The sequence below is a fragment of the Tepidibacter aestuarii genome (genome assembly GCF_934924865.1).
Classification (GTDB): Bacteria; Bacillota; Clostridia; order Peptostreptococcales; family Peptostreptococcaceae; genus Tepidibacter_A; species Tepidibacter_A aestuarii.
The window spans coordinates 2,659,946-2,679,552 of sequence record NZ_OW235315.1 but is presented as its reverse complement, the minus strand read 5'-3'; the positions used below and the strand labels follow the sequence as shown (position 1 = coordinate 2,679,552).

The following is a 19,607-nucleotide window of genomic DNA, read 5'->3' as shown; positions in this document are numbered from 1 at the left end:
AATCAAGATAGAGGTGAATGGACTTGAAATTAATTGAATTTATTAATAAAAATTCACCAGTAATTACTGAATATATGAAAAATCATTTTACACTTGTTTTATGGGCAGTCGTAATTTCTTTATTGATATGGGTACCTGTTGGGATCTTCATAACAAGAAACGCAACATGGGCTAAAATAACGATGGAAATTGCTAATATCATCTTTTGCATACCTAGTTTAGCTTTATTTTCTGTGATTATTACAATTCCTTTCTTAGGACTAGGAAGAAAATCTGCATTAACTGCTTTAGTCTTATATTCAATGATGCCATTGGTTAGAAGTGTATATCAAGGTATCAAAGGAGTGGATAAGACAGTAATTGAAGCAGCTAGAGGAATGGGGATGAACCCCAGAAGAATTTTGTTTGAAATTCAATTACCATTAGCTGTTCCTGTTGTTTTTGCAGGTTTTAGAGTAACCGTTGTTATGACAACAGGCATTGCTGCCATTGCCACATATATTGGCGAAAGAAATTTGGGAAGATTTATTGCACACGGCTTAGCAAGATCAAATATGGAGATGATCATTGTAGGGGCTATGCTTATTTCTAGCATTGCAGTTATTCTTGATAGTATTTTGGGGGTTATTGAAAAGAAATTGATTTCTAAAGGACTGAGAGTTGGAAAAGTTAATAGATAGGTCAGAAATAAATTGGAGAAAGGAGACGAACCTTTGATTAAACTAGAAGAAGTGACAAAACAATATTTAGGACAAACAAAACCTGCAGTAGATAATTTGTCAATTCATATTAATAAGGGAGAAACCTGTATATTTCTTGGACCATCTGGTTGTGGAAAAAGTACTACCTTACGTATGATTAATAGGATGATTGAACCTACATGTGGAAGGATTAAAATAGAAGGTAAAGATATTAGAGAAAGTAATCCAGATCAACTTAGAATGGGAATTGGATATGTGATTCAACAAATTGGATTATTACCTCATAAGACAATTGAAGAAAATATCGCTATCGTTCCACGTTTATATGGCTGGCCAAAAGAGCGAATTAAAAGTAGAGTGATAGAATTATTAGAGGTGATTGGATTAGATCCTGAAGTGGAAAGATTCAAGTACCCTTCACAGCTGAGTGGGGGACAGATGCAAAGGGTGGGGGTAGCACGGGCAATGGCTGTAGATCCTCCTATTATGCTAATGGATGAGCCATTTGGAGCAGTTGATCCTATTGCTAGAAATCATTTGCAAGATGAATTCTTGCGTCTACAAAAGGAACTAAAAAAGACTATTTGCTTTGTGACGCATGACATAAATGAAGCAATTAAGATGGGAGACAAGATTGCAATATTTAATGAAGGAAAAATAGTACAGTATGATACACCTAGAAATATACTTACAAATCCGATTAATGATTTTGTTAAGGATTTTATAGGATCAAATAGAATAGTTAAAAATTTAAATTTAGTATGTGCAGGGGAAATTGTTAAATCTATCGACTGCACAATGAATGAAGAAAGAAATATAGTATTTAATAAGAAAAATGCTGTTGTTCAGATGAATACTTCTTTGCAAGATGCATTATCTGTAATGATTGAAAATGATACAGAGTATGTTAAGGTATTAAGGGGAAGTGAATTGTTTGGAGTCCTTTCATTCAAAGATATTAGAAAGTATATGAATAGAAAAGAGGGTGAGTAGATGAACTGGTTACGTGTTCAAAAAGCTATTTTTGAACAGGCTCCAACTCATTTAGCAATACACATTATGTTGGTTTTAATAACAATGAGTATAGCAATAACCATTGCTGTTCCTGCCGGGATCATGTTAACTCGATATAAATATAAAAAGTATGCCAATATTATTTTAAATATATTAAACGTTTTACAGACCATACCTTCTTTTGCATTTATAGCTGCAGCAATGCCAATTTTAGGAATAGGGTATAGACCTGCTATTACTGTTTTAATACTTCAAAGTCTTTTGCCAATCACTCGAAGTACAATTGTTGGTTTATTGGAGGTCAGTGGTGATGTGAAAGAAGCAGCTATGGGCATGGGTATGTCACAGAGACGAATCTTATTCGAGGTTGAGATACCATTGGCTTTGCCAGTCATGTTAAATGGAATAAAAACTTCAACTGTATATGTGGTTAGTGCAGCTACTTTAGCTGGTTTTATTGGTGCTGGTGGGTTAGGTGTTTTGATATCAAGTGGACTAAATATGTTTTGGCCTGAATATTTGATTGTAGGTGCTGGCCTTGGTGCAATCCTTGCCATTTTTTTAGATAGAATATTAGGGTACATTGAGCAGAGATATACTCCTATTGGGATGAGAATCGATTAGGCGTTGATTTGCTTAAATAAATAGAAAGGGAGAAAAAAATTATGAAAAAATTTTGTTTATATGGACTTATGTTAGTATTATTAATAACGTCATCACTTGGATTAGTAGGATGTTCAGGTGTAAAAGATGCAGATCCATCATCCGAAGGTAAAAAGACGACTCCTATAAAAATTAGTTCAAAAGAATTTACTGAAAATATTCTTTTAGGAAAAATGCTTGCAAAATATTTAGATTATAATGGTTATCCAGTGGTTGATGAAACTGGACTTGGTGCAACTGGAATTATAAGAACAGCACTTACATCAGGACAAATTGATGCTTACTGGGAATATACGGGAACAGTATTAATTCACTTTATGGAGCATGAACCTGTATTTGAGTCAGAGGAAAGTTATAATTTAGTTAAAGAGTGGGATGAAAAAAATAATAATATTGTATGGCTTGATTATGCTCCATTAAACAATACATATTGTATTGTAGCAAGAAAAGACATAATGGATAAGAATGAAATTAAAACAATTTCAGATATGGCTAAGTTTATTCGTGAAGGAGATCATTTGAAATTTGTTGCTAACCCAGAATATTTTGAAAGACCTGATGGAATGAAGCATGTACAAGGCGTATATGGTTTTGAATTACCAAAAGAAGATAAATTATTACTTGATTTAGGTTTATTTTATGATGCACTAAAAAACAATGAAGCTGATTTAACTGTGGGATTTACAACTGATGGAATTATTGATGCTTTAGGATTTGGAGTACTTAAAGATGATTTGAAGGCTTTTCCAGTTTACAATGCAACTCCAGTGTTTAGAAAAGAAATAATAGATGAGTATCCAGAACTTCCTGAACTAGTAAAAAAACTAAGCCAACTGCTTGATGATAAAACAGCTATGGAATTAAATGCATCTGTTGATGTAGAAGGAAAAAATATTGATGAAGTAGCAGAAAATTTCTTAAAAGAAAAGGGTTTAATTAAATAGACAATAATAATTTTAAAAAATATCAAAGCAGGAGTTTATTCTCCTGTTTTTCCTTTATAACGAATAGGAAATTATATTATTCTTGAAATTGTAGATAAATATAAATTCTGTTATGAGTTTCAAAAAAGTCTACATTTAGACTCTTGCTGGAAAGACTTATATATATAAGTCATAAAATTATGTTGTCATTATGGGGATATAGATTTAATAATCAAGTGATAGAAAAATTTTATATGGTAATAAAATGTGATAAAAATAAACAATTTGTAAAAAAAATGCATACAATGTAAAATCTTTACTTGGAGGTAGGTCTAAAGATTTTAATAAAAAGTATAAGTATAAGGAGGATTTTAAATGAGCTATATTATAAAACCTGATGAAATGACTCCTATAGAAAGGATGCAAGCGTTTTCTGAAGGGAAAGAAATTGATAGAATTCCTTGTTGTCCATTCTTAGGAGAAAGCTGTTCTCCTATTTTTGGACACTCTATAAGAGAGTACAATCATTCAATAGAAGCACTTGTGAATGTTGCTGTTGGAAGTTTTGAAAAGTTTAGACCTGATAGTATTGGATTCGGACCAGGACTTCAAGGGGTACCAGAAGCTATGGGGAGTGAAGTCGTTTTTCCAGAAAATAATACTCCGTACATAGGGAAGCCAGCTATAAATAGTTATGATGAAATCAATAAATTAAAGCCTATAGACCCTTATAAGGATGGAAGAATATCATATTTTTTAGAAGCACTTAAAATAACTAATGAAAAGATTAGTCATGAAGTAAGTGTAGGTAGTTCTGTTGGAGGGCCTTTTACTACTGCAGCTTTCTTAAGAGGAACAGAACTATTTTTAAAAGATTTGACTAAAAATCCAGAGATGGCACATAAACTTTTAGAAGTTTCAACTCAAAGTGTTATAAATTATATTGATGCAGTATGTGACTTAGGATTAAGTCCAAGTCTTGCGGAGCCAATCGCATCTTGTACTATGATTAGTTCTAAGAAATTTAGAGAATTTGCAAAGCCATACTTAAAAAAATGTATGGATAGAATTATAGAAAGAAGAGGAAGTGGAACTACTCTTCATATATGCGGTAAAACAAAAAAAGTATGGGGAGATATGGTAGACATAGGAATAAGCAACTTAAGTTTAGATAACATAGAAGATATAGGTGAACTTAAGGAAGCATATGGGGATAAAGTATGCTTAATAGGTAATGTAGATCCTATAGAGGCAATAATGAGAGGAACAAGAGAAGATATATATAATGCAGCTAAAGAATGTATACGTAAAGCTTATGATAGTCCTAAAGGATTTATTTTAAGTACTGGATGTGATGTTCCTATAGGAACAGATCCAGATAAAATAATAGCTCTTATGGATGCTGCTAGAATATTTGGTAGATATCCTATTAATATTAAGGAATTATAAAATAAAAAATATTATATCAGAAGGGGAAATTTTAATGACAAATAATAATTTTAAAAAAGGAAATCCTTTAGCATTACTACCTTTAGGAGTATTTTTACTTCTTTTTATAGGAACTGGAGTTATTACAAAAGATTTTTATAAAATGCCTGTTATAGTTGCTTTTACTATATCAGCAGCAGTTGCTTTATTTATGAATAGACAAGACAGTATGGAAAAGAAAGTCGAGATTTTCTGTAAAGGCGCAGGAGAAACAAATGTTATACTTATGAACATTATCCTGATCTTAGCGGGAGCTTTTGGACAAGTTGCAAAAGAAATAGGTGGGGTAGAGTCAACAGTTAACTTAGGGTTATCATTTTTACCTCAGAATTTATTAATTGTTGGAGTGTTTTTTATAGCATGCTTAATATCATTATCAATGGGTACTTCTATGGGAACTATAGTTGCATTGGCTCCGATTGCTGTAGGAATATCGGATAGCACAGGAATTCCTGTTGCACTAGCATTAGGAGCAGTAGTTGGTGGAGGAATGTTTGGTGATAATTTATCTATGATTTCAGATTCAACAATTGCTGCAGTTCGAACTCAAGGCTGTAAAATGGCAGATAAATTTAAAATGAACTTTTTTATTGTACTTTTACCAGCAATAATTACAATGACTTTATTATGGGTTTTAACGCCGAGTGAACAAACTCAAATAAGTGGGGCTCATCCATATGAAATCGTGAAGGTATTACCTTACATAGGAGTTCTTATAGCAGCTTTATCTGGAATGAATGTAATGTTGGTTTTAGCAGGGGGAGTTATTTTTTCGGGAGCTATTGGTATTGTTTATGGAGATTTTGGGATATATGGATTATTTCAAGCCATGGCTACAGGTATGAGAAATTTAGAAGATTTAGCAGTAACTATCATAATTATTGGTGGAACAGTTGAATTGATTAAGTATAACGGAGGAATTGACTACTTATTAAATTTAATAACTAGTAAAATGAAAACTAAAAAAGGTGCAGAATTAGGAATAGCAGCATTAGTTAGTTTAGTAAATGTAAGTACAGCTAATAATACTATTTCTATATTAATGGCAGGACCTTTAGCAAAAGATATATCAAAAAAATATGATATTGATCCAAGAAGAACAGCTAGTTTACTAGATATTTTTGCTTGCTGCTGCCAAGGGATTATACCATATGGGGCTCAATTATTAGTAGCAGCTGGAGTGGCATCTATTACACCAATTGAGATCATGAAATACTTATATTATCCACTATTAACAGGTGTATTTGGGATATTATCAATATATTTAGGGTTCCCTAAATTGAAAAAAAGCAAAAACAGTGCAGAAGAAAATATTGCTTAATTATTGATAGAGTATAGTAAAAGAAGGAGGGGCAAAAAATATGGAACTAAAAGAGAAGTTGTTAAAAGAATTATGCTCTTGTGTTGTAGATATGGAAGATGAAAGAGTAGAAGAAGTTGCTAAAGAATATGTAAAAAATAATTTTGATGGATATGAAGGAATAAGAGACGGATTAGCTGTTGGTATGGAAGAAGCTGGACAGCTGTATGAAGAGGAAGAATACTATATACCAGAGCTATTAATTTGTTCGGACGCTATGTATGCTGGGATAGACATTTTAAAATCAAATATAAAAGTGGATTCTACCAACGAAAAATATAAAGCAGTTGTAGGTGTTGTTGAAGGAGATACACACGATATCGGAAAGAACTTATTTAAGATTATGTTAGAGACTGCAGGGTTTGAAGTTTATGATTTGGGAAGAGATGTACCTTCTATAGAGTTTGTAAATAAAGCAAAAGAAGTAGGAGCAAGTTTAATTGGCCTTTCTACACTTATGACAACTACTATGGAAAATATGGAAGAAGTTATTGAGTTACTAAAACAAGAAAATATACGTGAAGATGTAATTGTTATGGTTGGTGGAGGTGCTATCTCACAAAGCTATGCTAAAAAAATTGGAGCAGATGGTTACGCTAGAGAGGCATCTAAAGCGGCTAAACTAGCAAAAGAATTAGTACAAAACCTAAAAAACTTAAAAAGTGCTTAATTAAGGAGGTAATAATATGCTTACCCCAAAAGAGAGATTATATAATACATTAAAAGGAAATGAAGTTGATCGTCCACCTTGTATTTGTCCAGGCGGGATGATGAATATGATTATAGAAGATGTAATGGATATTACAGGTGTTACATGGCCTAATGCACATACTGATGCTCAAATGATGGCTGATTTAACTGAAGGGATTTATGAAAATAAAGGATTTGAAAACTTTGGAGTACCATTTTGCATGACTGTTGAAGCAGAGGCTATGGGAGCTAAAGTATATATGGGAACTAAGGTTAATGAACCAAGAGTTATAGAGTATCCTATAGAGTCTGTTACTGATTGGGAAAAATTAAAAAGTATCAACTTGAATGAAGGAAGATCTAAGGTTGTTTTGGATGCTATAAAAATATTAAAACAAAAAGATAAAGATGTACCTATAATAGCAAATTTAACAGGGCCCATAAGTTTAGCATCTTCATTAATGGAGCCAACAATATTTTATAAACAACTTAGAAAAAAACCGAAAGAAGCACATGAATTTATGGAATTTGTTACACAAAATCTTATTGAATTTGGAAGAGCTCAATTAGAAGCTGGGGCAGATGTACTAACTATTTCAGACCCTAGTGGAACAGGTGAATTATTAGGACCTAAAATATTTAGAGAATTTGCAGTTCCATATTTAAATGAAATTATTAACTCTTTAAGGGAGATTAAAGATAAAGGAACTATTATTCATATATGTGGAAGATTAAAAAGTATTTATAATGAACTTAATATTTTAAATAGTGATGCAATAAGCTTTGATTCGATTACAAGTGTTACTAAAGTAGTAGAGAATGTAACGAATAAGGTTTTTATGGGTAATGTTAGCACATTTGCTTTAGAGAATAATACTCCAGAAAAGTTAAAAAGTATTTCAAATATATGCTTAGAGAATGGAGTAGATATACTATCTCCAGCTTGTGGTATAGGTCCAAGAACTAAGCTTGAAAATATTCAAGCAATTGTTGAAGCAGCTAAAATGTATAAAAAGTAAACTATATATTTATTTATAATGTTATTTTAGATTGTGGTGCTGTCTAGTAGAAATTTTTAATACTGGAGAGCACTAAAATTTTATCAAATTAATTTTTAAAGTGATGTAATACAAGCATGTATTATTTGGGTATTAATGGAATTAGCAAAAAATATAGATTCGAATTAGGAAACACACTTTTAAATATATTACACGAAAATAATATAGGAATTGAAACTCCATGTGGTGGAAAAGGAATATGAGGAAAATGCAAAATTAAAAATGGTCTTTCAAAGAATAAAGAAAGTAACGCAAAGAAGAACATGACACTAATGGCAACAATTGAAGACATATTACCTAACAATAATTTTCTGAAATTTATTCTACGATCAAATGACATAATATTAAAGACTAAATCTGATCTAATCAAAAAAACAAGTCCCAATACTATATATCTACTGAATAGATCCTGTATAAATCCATATAGACATATCAAACTACAAACCTGAACTCCTAAAGAATATTTTTGAATATTCTTCATAATATGCATTGCCTTTTCTATATCAGTATAAGGTCATTCGTAATTTTAATTCATCATAAATTCATGTGAAGGTTGTGGGGTAGTTGTGAGAAATGCTAAATAAGAATTGGATATTATGAAATTAGGTTATATTGCTTGAAAGAAAAATTTAGAAAATAGTAAATTTTTTAGACATATACTTATATGTTAAAGTGGTATATTGGAATGACTATTGATTAAAAAACGCGAGTAAGATAAGTAAAATCTTACTCGCGCTTTAAAATATAATGTATTTTTAGTGATTTGTTATAAACTCATCTTCATCACTATAGATAACCTCTTTTTTACCAATTAGAGGGAGTATTGAACCTGTGATTTTACCGCTAACAAAAGCAATTATAACTGTAGTTATAATCCCGCCTAATTGAATAACTGTATTTCCAGTAACAAAGATTGCAGTAATACCACCTAAAATACCTGGCATTCCATGCAAGTTATTGATTCCACAGCTGTCTGTACCTTTGATTAGTTTTTCTACTTTTGGAGCAAGTATGCTATATCCAATTGTACTAATGGCTCCTGCGGCAATTCCTATTAGCATTGAATAACCTGGTGTAGTAGTATCACATAATGATCCAATGGCTACACCACCAGCTAAAGCAGCATTTGCAATATCTTCAATTTCTATTTTACCACGAATGATTCTTGAAAAAATATAAGTTGCTAAAGTTGCACCGCAAAGTGCAAAGACTGTGTTAATTACAGTAAGAACGACTCTTTCAGGTGCAACAATTGCACTGGTAAACGATGGCCAAAATATCCAAAGAATCATACTTCCTAAAAGACAGAATTGATTGCTTACAGAATCACTTTCGCAAGTTGGCTCATCTTTAAATTTATAAATTGTGTTGCTAACTACACCTAGTCCAAAATATGCACCGAATGCATGGATTACTACTGAACCACCTGTATCAAGAAATCCGTGAAAATAACCACTTTCAAGAATTAACCACTCATTAAATATATATGCTGGTATAAATAATAAGCCCATTAATAGGTATTGATCCATTTTAAGGCGACCAAGCGGAGCACCAATAGCGATTAAAAGGCTAGCAGCAGCGAATTCAGCAAATAAAAAAGTTCTAATATCGATAGTTGACATTGCAAAATGTTCACCACCAAAACTTTTAATCAACATGTACAACGGGATTGAAATACTAACAGCCAAAAATGTAGCTGTAATAGAACTGAAACCGTGTTTTCTTATAAAAACCATTAAAAATCCAAAACCAACCAATAACATTGCAAGAATATGGATAGATCGTCCATATTGTAATATATTAAGGATTGTTCCATATTCTGTTGAAGAATTATATGTATGACTACTGTTAACATTAACATTAGCTATACCAGTTGCAACATTGTTATTTAATGCAGGAATAAAAGCAAGACCGATAGAAACTATAGCAATTAAAAAAAATATAAGTATACCTTTACTTGGAGCTGATTTTGATGAGACATCATGTTTTTGTATTTTTAGTTCTTGTGGCATACGTTTTCCTCCTCCTGGCGTTTAAGTAAATGTTTTTCTCTATATCGTCAATTTTCATTATATTTACCATTAGAAAACTATAAATTACACCTCCTGATGATTTTGTTTGACTATATGTTATAATATTAACGAAGAAGTACGATATAAATATACAGAAATGTTATTTTTCTCGTATGTTTTTATAATAACACTATTACTGTATAAATTAAACTAAAAAATTACAATGATAGACATGAAGGTAAAAAAATAGGGGGATATATACTCTTTATTGTAGTTTTATTTTTTTATATTGACGGTAAATCAACATAATGATAAGATTAAAATATATTAAATATAAAAAATTAAAAAGATCACATGACTGGCGGATTGCGTAGAATTAACTACGAGGGAATGTGGTTTTAGATTAAATAAGCCGACCGCCTGGGCACTACTATGTCCAGGCGGTCTTTTTTTGTACACCTCTGGACAAGTAACTAATGTCAAGGAGGTATTTTTTATGTTAATGGAAGAATGGAAAGGATTTAATGAAGGGGTTTGGATTAAAAAAATTAGTGTAAGAGATTTTATTCAAAAAAATTATAATCCTTACGAGGGGGATGAAACATTTTTAATTGAAGCTACAGATAGAACTAAAAAATTATGGGCCAAGGTTTCAAATTTAATTAAGCAAGAAATTCAAAATGGTGGAACTCTTGATGTTGATACTAAAATTGTTTCAACTGTAAATTCTCATAAAGCAGGGTATATAGATAAAGATTTAGAAACGATCGTTGGACTTCAAACGGATGCCCCGCTTAAAAGAGCTGTAATGCCTTTTGGTGGAATAAGAATGGTTGAAAATTCATGTAAAGCTTATGGATATGAACTGGATCCTTCTATAAAAGAAGCTTTCACTAAATATAGAAAAACTCATAATGATGGAGTATTTGATGCTTATACTCCAGAAATGAGAGCAGCTAGAAATGTCGGTATAATAACTGGTCTTCCAGATGCTTATGGTAGAGGTAGAATAATAGGAGACTACAGAAGAGTAGCTCTTTATGGTATAGATAGATTAATAAAAGATAAAGAAGCTCAAAAACAATCTTTAAATGTTATGTCAATGGATGAAGAAACTATAAGACTAAGAGAAGAAATATCTGAGCAAATAAAAGCTTTAAAAGAAATGATTAAAATGGCTTCAGAATACGGCTTTGATGTAAGCAGACCTGCTCAAAGTGCTAAAGAAGCTGTTCAATGGACATACTTTGGTTACCTTGCAGCAGTTAAAGACCAAAATGGAGCTGCAATGAGTTTAGGTAGAGTATCTACTTTTCTTGATATATATTTTGAAAGAGATATAAAAAATGGAGTTTTAACTGAAGAAGAATCTCAAGAAATAATGGATCACTTCGTTATGAAGCTTAGAATGGTTAGATTCTTAAGAACTCCTGAGTATAATGATTTATTCTCTGGGGACCCAACGTGGGTAACAGAAGTAATAGGTGGTATGGGTGTTGACGGAAGAACACTTGTTACTAAAAGCTCATTTAGAATATTAAATACTTTATATACTTTAGGCGCTGCTCCAGAGCCAAACTTAACTGTACTTTGGTCTAAAAATCTTCCAGAAAACTTCAAAAAATTCTGTGCTAAGGTCTCTATAGATACAAGCTCTATTCAATATGAAAATGATGATTTAATGAGATCATATTGGGGAGATGATTATGGAATAGCTTGTTGTGTTTCTGCAATGAAAATAGGTGAACAAATGCAGTTTTTCGGAGCTAGATGTAACATTGCTAAGGCACTTCTTTACTCTATAAATGGTGGTAAAGATGAGAAAAAAGGAATTCAAGTTGGTCCTAAATTCCAACCTATAATTTCTGAATATCTTGAGTACGATGAAGTTATGGAAAAATTCGATATGTTCTTAGATTGGCTTGCTAATTTATATGTAAATACATTAAATGTAATTCACTATATGCATGATAAGTATTCATATGAAAAGGCTCAAATGGCTTTGCATGATAGAGATGTATTAAGAACTATGGCTTGTGGTATAGCAGGACTTTCTGTATGTGCTGATTCTTTATCAGCTATAAAATATGCAAAAGTTAAAGTTATAAGAGATGAAAATGGTATGGCTGTTGATTTTGAAACTGAAGGGGACTTTCCTAAGTTTGGAAATAATAATGATGCAGTTGACTTAATAGCTAATGATTTAGTAGAAAGATTTATGAATAAAATAAGAAAAAATAAAACTTATAGAAATGCTTTGCCTACTCAATCAATATTAACTATAACTTCAAATGTAGTTTATGGTAAGAAAACGGGAAGCACTCCAGATGGAAGAAAAGCTGGAGAACCATTTGCACCAGGTGCAAACCCAATGCACGGAAGAGATACAAAAGGATGCTTAGCTTCTATATCTTCCGTTGCTAAACTTCCATATGAGCATTCTCAAGATGGTATTTCTTACACATTTACCGTTGTTCCTGGAGCTATAGGAAAAAGTCAAGAAGAAAGAATAAATAATTTAGCATTCTTACTTGATGGATATTTTATTCAATCAGGACATCATATAAATGTTAATGTATTTGACAAAGAAACTTTACTTGATGCTATGGATCATCCAGAAAACTATCCTCAGCTTACAATCCGTGTATCTGGATATGCAGTTAATTTTATAAAATTAACAAGAGAACAGCAATTAGATGTTATAAACAGAACATTCCACGGAAAAATGTAATTTAAATACATCTGGAAAAATATATATGTCAAAGGCGGGGATTTTTATGTCAGTTAAAGGTAGAATTCATTCTATAGAAACTTTTGGAACTGTTGATGGTCCAGGAATAAGATATATAGTATTTACTCAAGGCTGTCCTTTAAAATGTAAATACTGTCACAATAGAGATACTTGGAATACACAAGGTGGTACAGAATATAATATAAGTGAACTTATAGATGATATGAAAAAATATATCCCTTTCATGAAAACTTCTGGAGGAGGACTTACTGTGTCAGGAGGAGAGCCTACTCTTCAACCAGAATTTTTAAAAGGATTATTACTAGAAGCTAAAGCTAACAACATTCATACAGCTGTTGATACTTCTGGATTTGTAGATATAGATGTTATAGATCCTATTTTAGATTATACTGATCTAGTTCTTTTAGATATAAAGCATATAGATAGAGAATCTTTTAAAGATTTAACAGGAGTATATAATGATAAAACTTTAAATTTAGCTAAATATTTAGACAAAAGAAATATACCTGTTTGGATAAGATATGTGTTAGTTCCTGGGATTACAGATAATCAAGACGATATTAAAAAACTTGCAAAGTTTATTTCAACTCTTGGAAATGTTGAAAATATAGAAGTACTTCCTTATCATTCAATGGGAGAATTTAAGTGGGAAGAGCTTGGATATGATTATCCTTTAAAAGGAATTCCTGACGCAACTTTTGAAGAGGTTGAAAAAGCAAGTAAAATATTTAAACAATACGGAGTGACAATAAAAGAAAGAAAGGCTTCATAAAAATACGAAAAATTGAGATCAATAACTAAATTTAAAATAGATAACTAGGTTTAAAGATTTCTAATTTCTAATAATTTAATACAGATATGGTTGCAGTAGTTTAACAAATAAATTTTTAAGAAAAGAGTAATAATATTATTACTCTTTTTTTAGCATTAAATGAATTTTTTATTACATTTTATATACATTTATCCCCAAATCTTCATTAAATTCTCTTTCTATATTTCCAGTAAGACTGGTATCTCGTAGTCTCTTATAAAATCATTTGAATGATATTCCTTTGTTTTCACATCAAAAAATCCAATAGTTGCATTTGGTTTTGATACAAAAAGTTGTATTGTAATGGTATTTGAAATGGAATATGAACTTTTGAAATCAGCAAGATCATATAATAATTTATTGATTTTACTGAAAGAAAGAAGTATATTATATGAAGTGAAGTTTGATAATACAAAAAAGCACCAGCATGTAAAAAGCTTATCGTATAGAAAATTAAAGGATAAAGAAGGTGAAGATATGGAAAAAATTCTTGTGGTAGATGATGAAAGAAGTATTGTGAATGCCATTTCATATTCACTTAAGCGAGAAGGATATATGGTTGAGGTTGCTTATGATGGAGAAGATGCATTAAAGAAAATAGCTGATTTTCATCCTGATGTGCTTATTTTGGATGTAATGATGCCAAAGATAAATGGGTTTGAAGTATGCAGGAAATTAGAAAAAAAAGAAGAATTAGGAATCATTTTGCTGACAGCAAAGAATGACATTGTAGATAAGGTATTGGGATTGGAGCTAGGAGCGGATGATTATATTACGAAGCCCTTTGACATAAGAGAGCTAGGGGCAAGAGTAAAGTCTCTTTTAAGAAGACTTCAGAAAAAAAGGAATGAAGAAATAACACAAATAAAGATAAAAGATTTGATTGTAATTTCAAAGCAGAGAAGAGTACTGCTTAATGAAGATACTTTAGACTTAACACCTAAGGAATTTGATTTATTATTTCTTTTACTTTCAAATATGGAAAGGGTATATACAAGAAATGAATTATTGGATTTGATATGGGGAATGGAGTATATAGGAGGAACCCGTACTGTAGATATTCATATTCAAAGGTTAAGAAAAAAATTAGGTAAACCTTATCAAGATATAATTCAAACTGTTTATGGTATAGGATATAAATCGGTGGGTGAAGTGGATGAAACTTAGTATAAAGCTGAAATCTAGTGTTTTTTTAGGAGTTCATTTATTATTAACGGTAAGTGTGCTTAGTATTTTAGTACTTCATGGGATTGAAAAATACCAGAAAAAACAATATGAAGATTATTTGATGCAGCAGGCAAAAATTGCAAATGTTTATATTAGACAAGTCTATCTGACTGATGGAACAAAAGAAGATCCCAAAAAGTTTTTTCAAAAAAGTGGAAGAGATATTGCTATGCAGTTAGGGACCATGAGTGGAATGCATGTAATATTATATGATATAGCTGGAAAAAATGTAGGAGATTCTGCTCCTTTCATTAATGAAATAGATACTTTAGATGCATTATCTTTTACACTGAAGGATAAAATTGCTTATGAAGTTACTGGAGATAGCCTTTATTATTTAGCACCTATTCATATTAACGATTATTTGTATGATACAAATGAGCAAATAGGTGTTGTTCAATTCCATTATTCTTTAAAAAATAGTATTAATTTTTATAAAAATATAAAAAATCTTTTGTATCGTATAGGTATATGTATATTTATATTTAGTTTTACTATAGCTTATTTTTATAATAAAAGATTTGTAGAAGTCATTGTGAAGTTAAAAAAAACAATAGAAAAAATCAAAATGGGCAAATTTGATGAAGTAACATTACTAAAAAGAAAAGATGAACTAGGGGATTTAAGCCAAGGAATATATTATATGAGTTGTAAAATTGAAAAAAACATCATTGGGATGAAGGAAGAGCAGCAAAAATTAAGATTAGCAATAGAAAAATTAAAAATACTGGAACAGCAGCAACAACAGTTCATTGGAAATGTTACTCATGAATTTAAAACACCTCTTACGGTAATAAAGGCTTATGTGGATTTGATAGAGATGTATAAAGATGATGAACAACTTCTTGAAGATGGAATGTTAAACATTAAAAAGGAAACAGAGAGATTGTATGACATGGTAGAAAAGGTTCTTCGTTTGGCATCTCTTGAAAAGTATGACTTTGAAATGCAGTCAGAAAAAATTCAAGTGGAGGAAGTTTTACAAGATATTTGTGGGCGTATGAAAGGAAAGGCAGAAAAGTTTGGAATAAGTTTGTATGAAGAATTACACAGGGCAGTAATTATAGGAGACAAGGAATGCTTCATGCGTATTTTTATTAATCTTTTAGATAATGCCATAAAGTATAATGAACCTGGTGGAAAGATTATAATAAAAAACTATATTAGAGGTAAAAATGTTTGCATTGAAGTAAAGGATACGGGAATAGGTATTCCTATGGAAGTTAGAGAAAAAATATTTGAGCCTTTTTATACTGTAAATAAAGATCGATCTAGACAATCAGGAGGAACTGGATTAGGGTTGACCCTTGTAAAGGAATTGGTAGAAAAACAGAAGGGGAAGATTGAATTATTAAATACAGAAAAAGAAGGAAGTACTTTTTTAATATCTTTTCCTCTTTTCGGATAAAAGTTTACATTTTAGAAACAAGTTTATATATTTTAGAAACAATGATTTTGTATTATAAAAATGAAAAAAGATTGGAGGATTAAATTATGATTAGAAAAAAATTGATTGCAGTTATGATGAGTATGGTATGTATGGTTTCTGTTGTGGGATGTATTTCCAAAACTGAGGAGGAACCTAAAAAGAATATAACGGTACTTGAGAATAAAAATGAAACGGTTTATAATGAAGTAGCATTAAAAAAGATTGATCAGTATGAAGGGGTAAGAATTAGTGACTGGCTTAATGAAGATACAATAATTATGACAAAAGATAATAAAAATCTAAAAACTATTCAAACAGAGAGTGGTGATATGTATCCTCAAAACCTACATTTATATGAATTAAATAATAAAAATGAAAAGCTTCTTGTTGGAGAGGACTATCATCATTCTAATGGGATTTTTTCTCCAGATAAAAAGCATATTTTCTATGTTCAAGCTCTAGAAACCTTTGGAACAGGATTTATTGTAGACGCAGAAGGAAAGAATAAAGTAAAAGTTACACAAAATGAAGGTATATCTTTTGGAGAAGGCAGATGGGTTGATAATAACCAAGTAATATTTGCAACGAATAATAGAAAAGTTTGCTTAGCTGATGTGAATGGTAAAGTTACAGAACTTTTAACAAGCAGTGATGGACAATTTATTGACAAGCCAATAAAAATAGGAAGTAAAGTTTATTATTTAAGTGCATGGAATCTGATGGTATTTGATATGGATACAAAAGAAACAAAACAACTACAGGAAGGTATATGGGATATAGTACTTTCTCCAGATAAAACGCAATTTATGATGGTGAAAAACTTAGGAGAAAAAAGACAATTGATGTTAACGGATTTAGAAGGAAATGAAAAATATACATTAGCAGAAGGAACGCAGATTTTTGGCACAAGCTGGTCTCCCGACCAATCAAAGGTAGCTTATACGATTATGACTATGGAAAATGGTCAAAAGGGATTATTTATAGCCGATATTAAGACAAAGAAAATAACACAAATATCTGCAGACATAGATCAAATTGCAGACCAAATAAAGTGGAGTCCATCCAGTAAAAAATTAGCAGTGTCTAGTGTAAAACGAAAAGAAAATAAGAATACATGTGTAACTTATGTGACTACATTAAAATAATAAGAATATAAAAATAAGACAGTTTCAAAATATTTTTGAAACTGTCTTATTTTTATAACGAATAGGAAATTATATTCTTCTTTAAATTGTAGATAAATATAAATTCCGTTATGAGTTTCAAAAAAGTTTACATTTAAGCTTCTTAAGAGAAGAACTTTTTTATAAATTAAAAACTTGCTTTAAATATCACTATATTATAATATATAAATATAAAGAATAGAATAATAAAAAAGAGGTTATAGATTAATGGATAAATTATATAAAAAAGATATTATTGATAATTTGATAAAAGAAAATGATATAGTTTTAATATATTTTGGGAATGAAGGGTGTGGTGTATGTAATATACTCAAACCTAGAGTAAGAGAAATGTTAAATTCATATCCTAAGATAAAATTAGTAGAAATAGAAGTAGATAAAAATTTAGAAGCATCAGCTCAGTTTAATATTTTTACCATACCTGCCATCCTTGTATTTATTCAAGGAAAGGAATCAATAAGAGAAGCTAGATATATTAACTTAGAAGAAATTGATAATAATATAAAAAGATATTATGAATTATTTTACTAAGGTTAAATTTAAATCTTAAAAGAGGAGTTAGAACTATGAATTTTATACAAAGATTATTTGGTAAAAAGTCTAATTTTAAAAACATAAAGGGGGAAGAAGCAGAATCATTAATAAAAGAAAATAAAGATATGCTTATATTAGATGTTAGAACATTAAATGAATATAAATCAGGTCATATACCAAAGGCGAAAAATATACCTATTAATGATCTGCAATTAAAAATTAATTCTATAAAAAAATATCAAGATAAATCAATTTTAGTGTACTGTGCATCGGGAGCTAGGAGTAGAAGAGCATCAAATATACTTAGTAAGTCAGGGTTCAATAAGATATATAACTTAAGTAGAGGGATGCACAGTGTTAAAAAATAAGTTAAATAAAAATGATAAGTAAAGGCTTTTAATGTATAGAAACCATGGAGGATTCCATGGTTTTTAAATATATACAAAAGTTTGCCATTCAAGTAATATAGATTACTATATATTGTTACACCATAAAATTCTAGTTTTATAATCTGGTATTAGTATTTTTCCTTACAGCATATAGTAATTAATAGAAAGATTAAAGACCACTTAGTATGATATAAAGTATATAAGTATATTTCAAGGGAGTAATTAATATGAAAAAGTTAGTTTTATTTTTAATTTTGTTGTGTCTTTGTGTACTTATTACAAAAGCAGTACATTATGAAGTGCAAACTACTGAAATTAAATATAATAAATTTCAATATAAAGAAAGAGTAACTCTAAACTTTTTACTTGAAAATATGTCAAATAATGAAACAGCCATATATACAAATTATTTGGATTTTTTAAATTCAAATGAAGACATTGCAAAAGGTAAGGATATTCTATCTGAATCTCAAGGACTAATTCTTTTATATTTGTTGAATAGAGATAACAAGGATGGATTTGATAAAGTATTGAAATTTTCATTTGATAAGATGAAACTTAAAAATAATACTTTTGCTTGGAAAATAAGAGGAAATAACTATATATCTAATTCAAATGCACTTATAGATGATTTTAGAATACTTAGAGCTTTGATTGGAGCACATGATAAATGGAATGATAAGATATATATGAAATATATTAAAGATATTTCTGATGCTTTATTAATATATAATACAAAAGGATGCATACCTATTGATTTTTATGATATAGAATACGGATATAAGTCTGATGCAATTACGATTTCTTATTTAGATATTTATACTATAAATAGACTCAAAAGTATTGATAAAAGGTGGAATGGTATTTATCAAAATTCCATTAATATAATATTGAACTCTAAAATAGATAATACACCGTTTTATGCTTATGAATATAATTTATTAGATAAAAGATATTCAAATGAAGAACAGATAGATTTAATACAGAATATGTATACTCTTATTCATTTAGCTGAAGAAAATATTATTGAATATAAGGATATTGAGTGGATATATGACGAGTTTGAAAAATATAATAAATTATATACTTTATATTCTTGTAAAGACTTTAAACCATCCACAAGTACTGAATCTACAGCATTATATGCTTTAACTGCGAGATTGTTTTATATATGTAAAGATTTTGAAAAAGCACAGTTGTTTTTGGACCAATGTGAAAAATTCCGAATTATAGAGTCAGGTTCAGAATTGTATGGGTGTTTTGGAAATGAGAGAAATAAAGAGGTGTATTCATTTGATAATTTGCAATATTTGGTTTCTTCTTCGATTCTAAATTAGTTTAAAGAATTATTATTGAGTTTTTCTACAGTTAT

The 19,607-nt window shown here is 30.1% G+C and carries 18 protein-coding genes and 1 riboswitch; of the genes, 17 read left to right on the top strand and 1 reads right to left on the bottom strand.

The window, feature by feature from the left end:
* Positions 1 to 23 precede the first annotated feature (23 nt).
* The 9 genes from M2214_RS13195 (at position 24) to M2214_RS18195 (ending at position 8,100) form a co-directional block, all read left to right on the top strand.
* Positions 24 to 680 (top strand): ABC transporter permease, encoded by a 657-nt coding sequence (locus M2214_RS13195; RefSeq protein ID WP_330651501.1) that lies wholly within the window; start codon positions 24 to 26, stop codon positions 678 to 680.
* 33 nt (positions 681 to 713) lie between these two features.
* The gene (locus M2214_RS13190; protein WP_248479417.1) at positions 714 to 1,694 is read left to right on the top strand and encodes an ABC transporter ATP-binding protein; all 981 of its coding nucleotides are present in this window, start codon (positions 714 to 716) and stop codon (positions 1,692 to 1,694) included.
* Entirely contained in the window at positions 1,695 to 2,339 is a 645-nt protein-coding gene (locus M2214_RS13185) for an ABC transporter permease (protein ID WP_248479408.1), read from the top strand.
* A 41-nt stretch (positions 2,340 to 2,380) separates the two neighbouring features.
* A complete protein-coding gene (locus tag M2214_RS13180) occupies positions 2,381 to 3,322 on the top strand; it encodes an ABC transporter substrate-binding protein (RefSeq protein WP_248479406.1) in 942 nt (313 codons plus the stop codon).
* A 354-nt stretch (positions 3,323 to 3,676) separates the two neighbouring features.
* Positions 3,677 to 4,750, top strand: coding sequence for a uroporphyrinogen decarboxylase family protein (locus M2214_RS13175; RefSeq protein ID WP_248479404.1), 1,074 nt, complete (start codon positions 3,677 to 3,679; stop codon positions 4,748 to 4,750).
* Between the two features lie 34 nt (positions 4,751 to 4,784).
* Positions 4,785 to 6,110: a Na+/H+ antiporter NhaC family protein gene (locus M2214_RS13170; protein WP_248479402.1), complete on the top strand. Its 1,326-nt coding sequence runs from the start codon at positions 4,785 to 4,787 to the stop codon at positions 6,108 to 6,110.
* Positions 6,111 to 6,150: 40 nt separating this feature from the next.
* Entirely contained in the window at positions 6,151 to 6,819 is a 669-nt protein-coding gene (locus M2214_RS13165) for a corrinoid protein (protein WP_248479400.1), read from the top strand.
* Positions 6,820 to 6,835: 16 nt separating this feature from the next.
* Positions 6,836 to 7,858 carry a methylcobamide:CoM methyltransferase MtbA gene (locus tag M2214_RS13160; protein WP_248479397.1) on the top strand — a complete coding sequence of 341 codons (1,023 nt, stop codon included), beginning with the start codon at positions 6,836 to 6,838 and terminating at the stop codon, positions 7,856 to 7,858.
* Positions 7,859 to 7,974: 116 nt separating this feature from the next.
* On the top strand, positions 7,975 to 8,100 hold the full coding sequence (locus M2214_RS18195) for a hypothetical protein (protein ID WP_256466682.1): 126 nt from the start codon (positions 7,975 to 7,977) through the stop codon (positions 8,098 to 8,100).
* Positions 8,101 to 8,652: 552 nt separating this feature from the next.
* Here M2214_RS18195 and M2214_RS13155 read toward each other — a convergent pair.
* Entirely contained in the window at positions 8,653 to 9,909 is a 1,257-nt protein-coding gene (locus M2214_RS13155) for an ammonium transporter (protein ID WP_248479389.1), read from the bottom strand.
* A 344-nt stretch (positions 9,910 to 10,253) separates the two neighbouring features.
* Positions 10,254 to 10,342: riboswitch (ZMP/ZTP riboswitch) on the top strand.
* A gap of 69 nt (positions 10,343 to 10,411) precedes the next feature.
* On the opposite strand from M2214_RS13155, the gene pflB reads away from it, so the two are divergent.
* The 8 genes from pflB (at position 10,412) to M2214_RS13115 (ending at position 19,572) form a co-directional block, all read left to right on the top strand.
* Positions 10,412 to 12,640: a formate C-acetyltransferase gene (gene pflB / locus M2214_RS13150; protein WP_248484871.1), complete on the top strand. Its 2,229-nt coding sequence runs from the start codon at positions 10,412 to 10,414 to the stop codon at positions 12,638 to 12,640.
* A gap of 46 nt (positions 12,641 to 12,686) precedes the next feature.
* A complete protein-coding gene (gene pflA / locus M2214_RS13145; RefSeq protein WP_248479387.1) occupies positions 12,687 to 13,433 on the top strand; it encodes a pyruvate formate-lyase-activating protein in 747 nt (248 codons plus the stop codon).
* A 342-nt stretch (positions 13,434 to 13,775) separates the two neighbouring features.
* A complete protein-coding gene (locus tag M2214_RS13140; RefSeq protein WP_326521599.1) occupies positions 13,776 to 14,639 on the top strand; it encodes a response regulator transcription factor in 864 nt (287 codons plus the stop codon).
* Entirely contained in the window at positions 14,629 to 16,107 is a 1,479-nt protein-coding gene (locus M2214_RS13135) for a sensor histidine kinase (protein ID WP_248479385.1), read from the top strand. The genes M2214_RS13140 and M2214_RS13135 overlap by 11 nt, the downstream gene beginning before the upstream one ends.
* An 86-nt stretch (positions 16,108 to 16,193) precedes the next feature.
* Positions 16,194 to 17,273 carry a TolB family protein gene (locus tag M2214_RS13130; RefSeq protein WP_248479383.1) on the top strand — a complete coding sequence of 360 codons (1,080 nt, stop codon included), beginning with the start codon at positions 16,194 to 16,196 and terminating at the stop codon, positions 17,271 to 17,273.
* A 246-nt stretch (positions 17,274 to 17,519) separates the two neighbouring features.
* Entirely contained in the window at positions 17,520 to 17,843 is a 324-nt protein-coding gene (locus tag M2214_RS13125; RefSeq protein ID WP_248479381.1) for a thioredoxin family protein, read from the top strand.
* 35 nt (positions 17,844 to 17,878) lie between these two features.
* The gene (locus tag M2214_RS13120; protein WP_248479379.1) at positions 17,879 to 18,214 is read left to right on the top strand and encodes a rhodanese-like domain-containing protein; all 336 of its coding nucleotides are present in this window, start codon (positions 17,879 to 17,881) and stop codon (positions 18,212 to 18,214) included.
* Positions 18,215 to 18,462: 248 nt separating this feature from the next.
* Complete coding sequence (locus tag M2214_RS13115; protein ID WP_248479377.1) at positions 18,463 to 19,572, top strand: glycosyl hydrolase family 8; 1,110 nt, start codon at positions 18,463 to 18,465, stop codon at positions 19,570 to 19,572.
* Positions 19,573 to 19,607 lie beyond the last annotated feature (35 nt).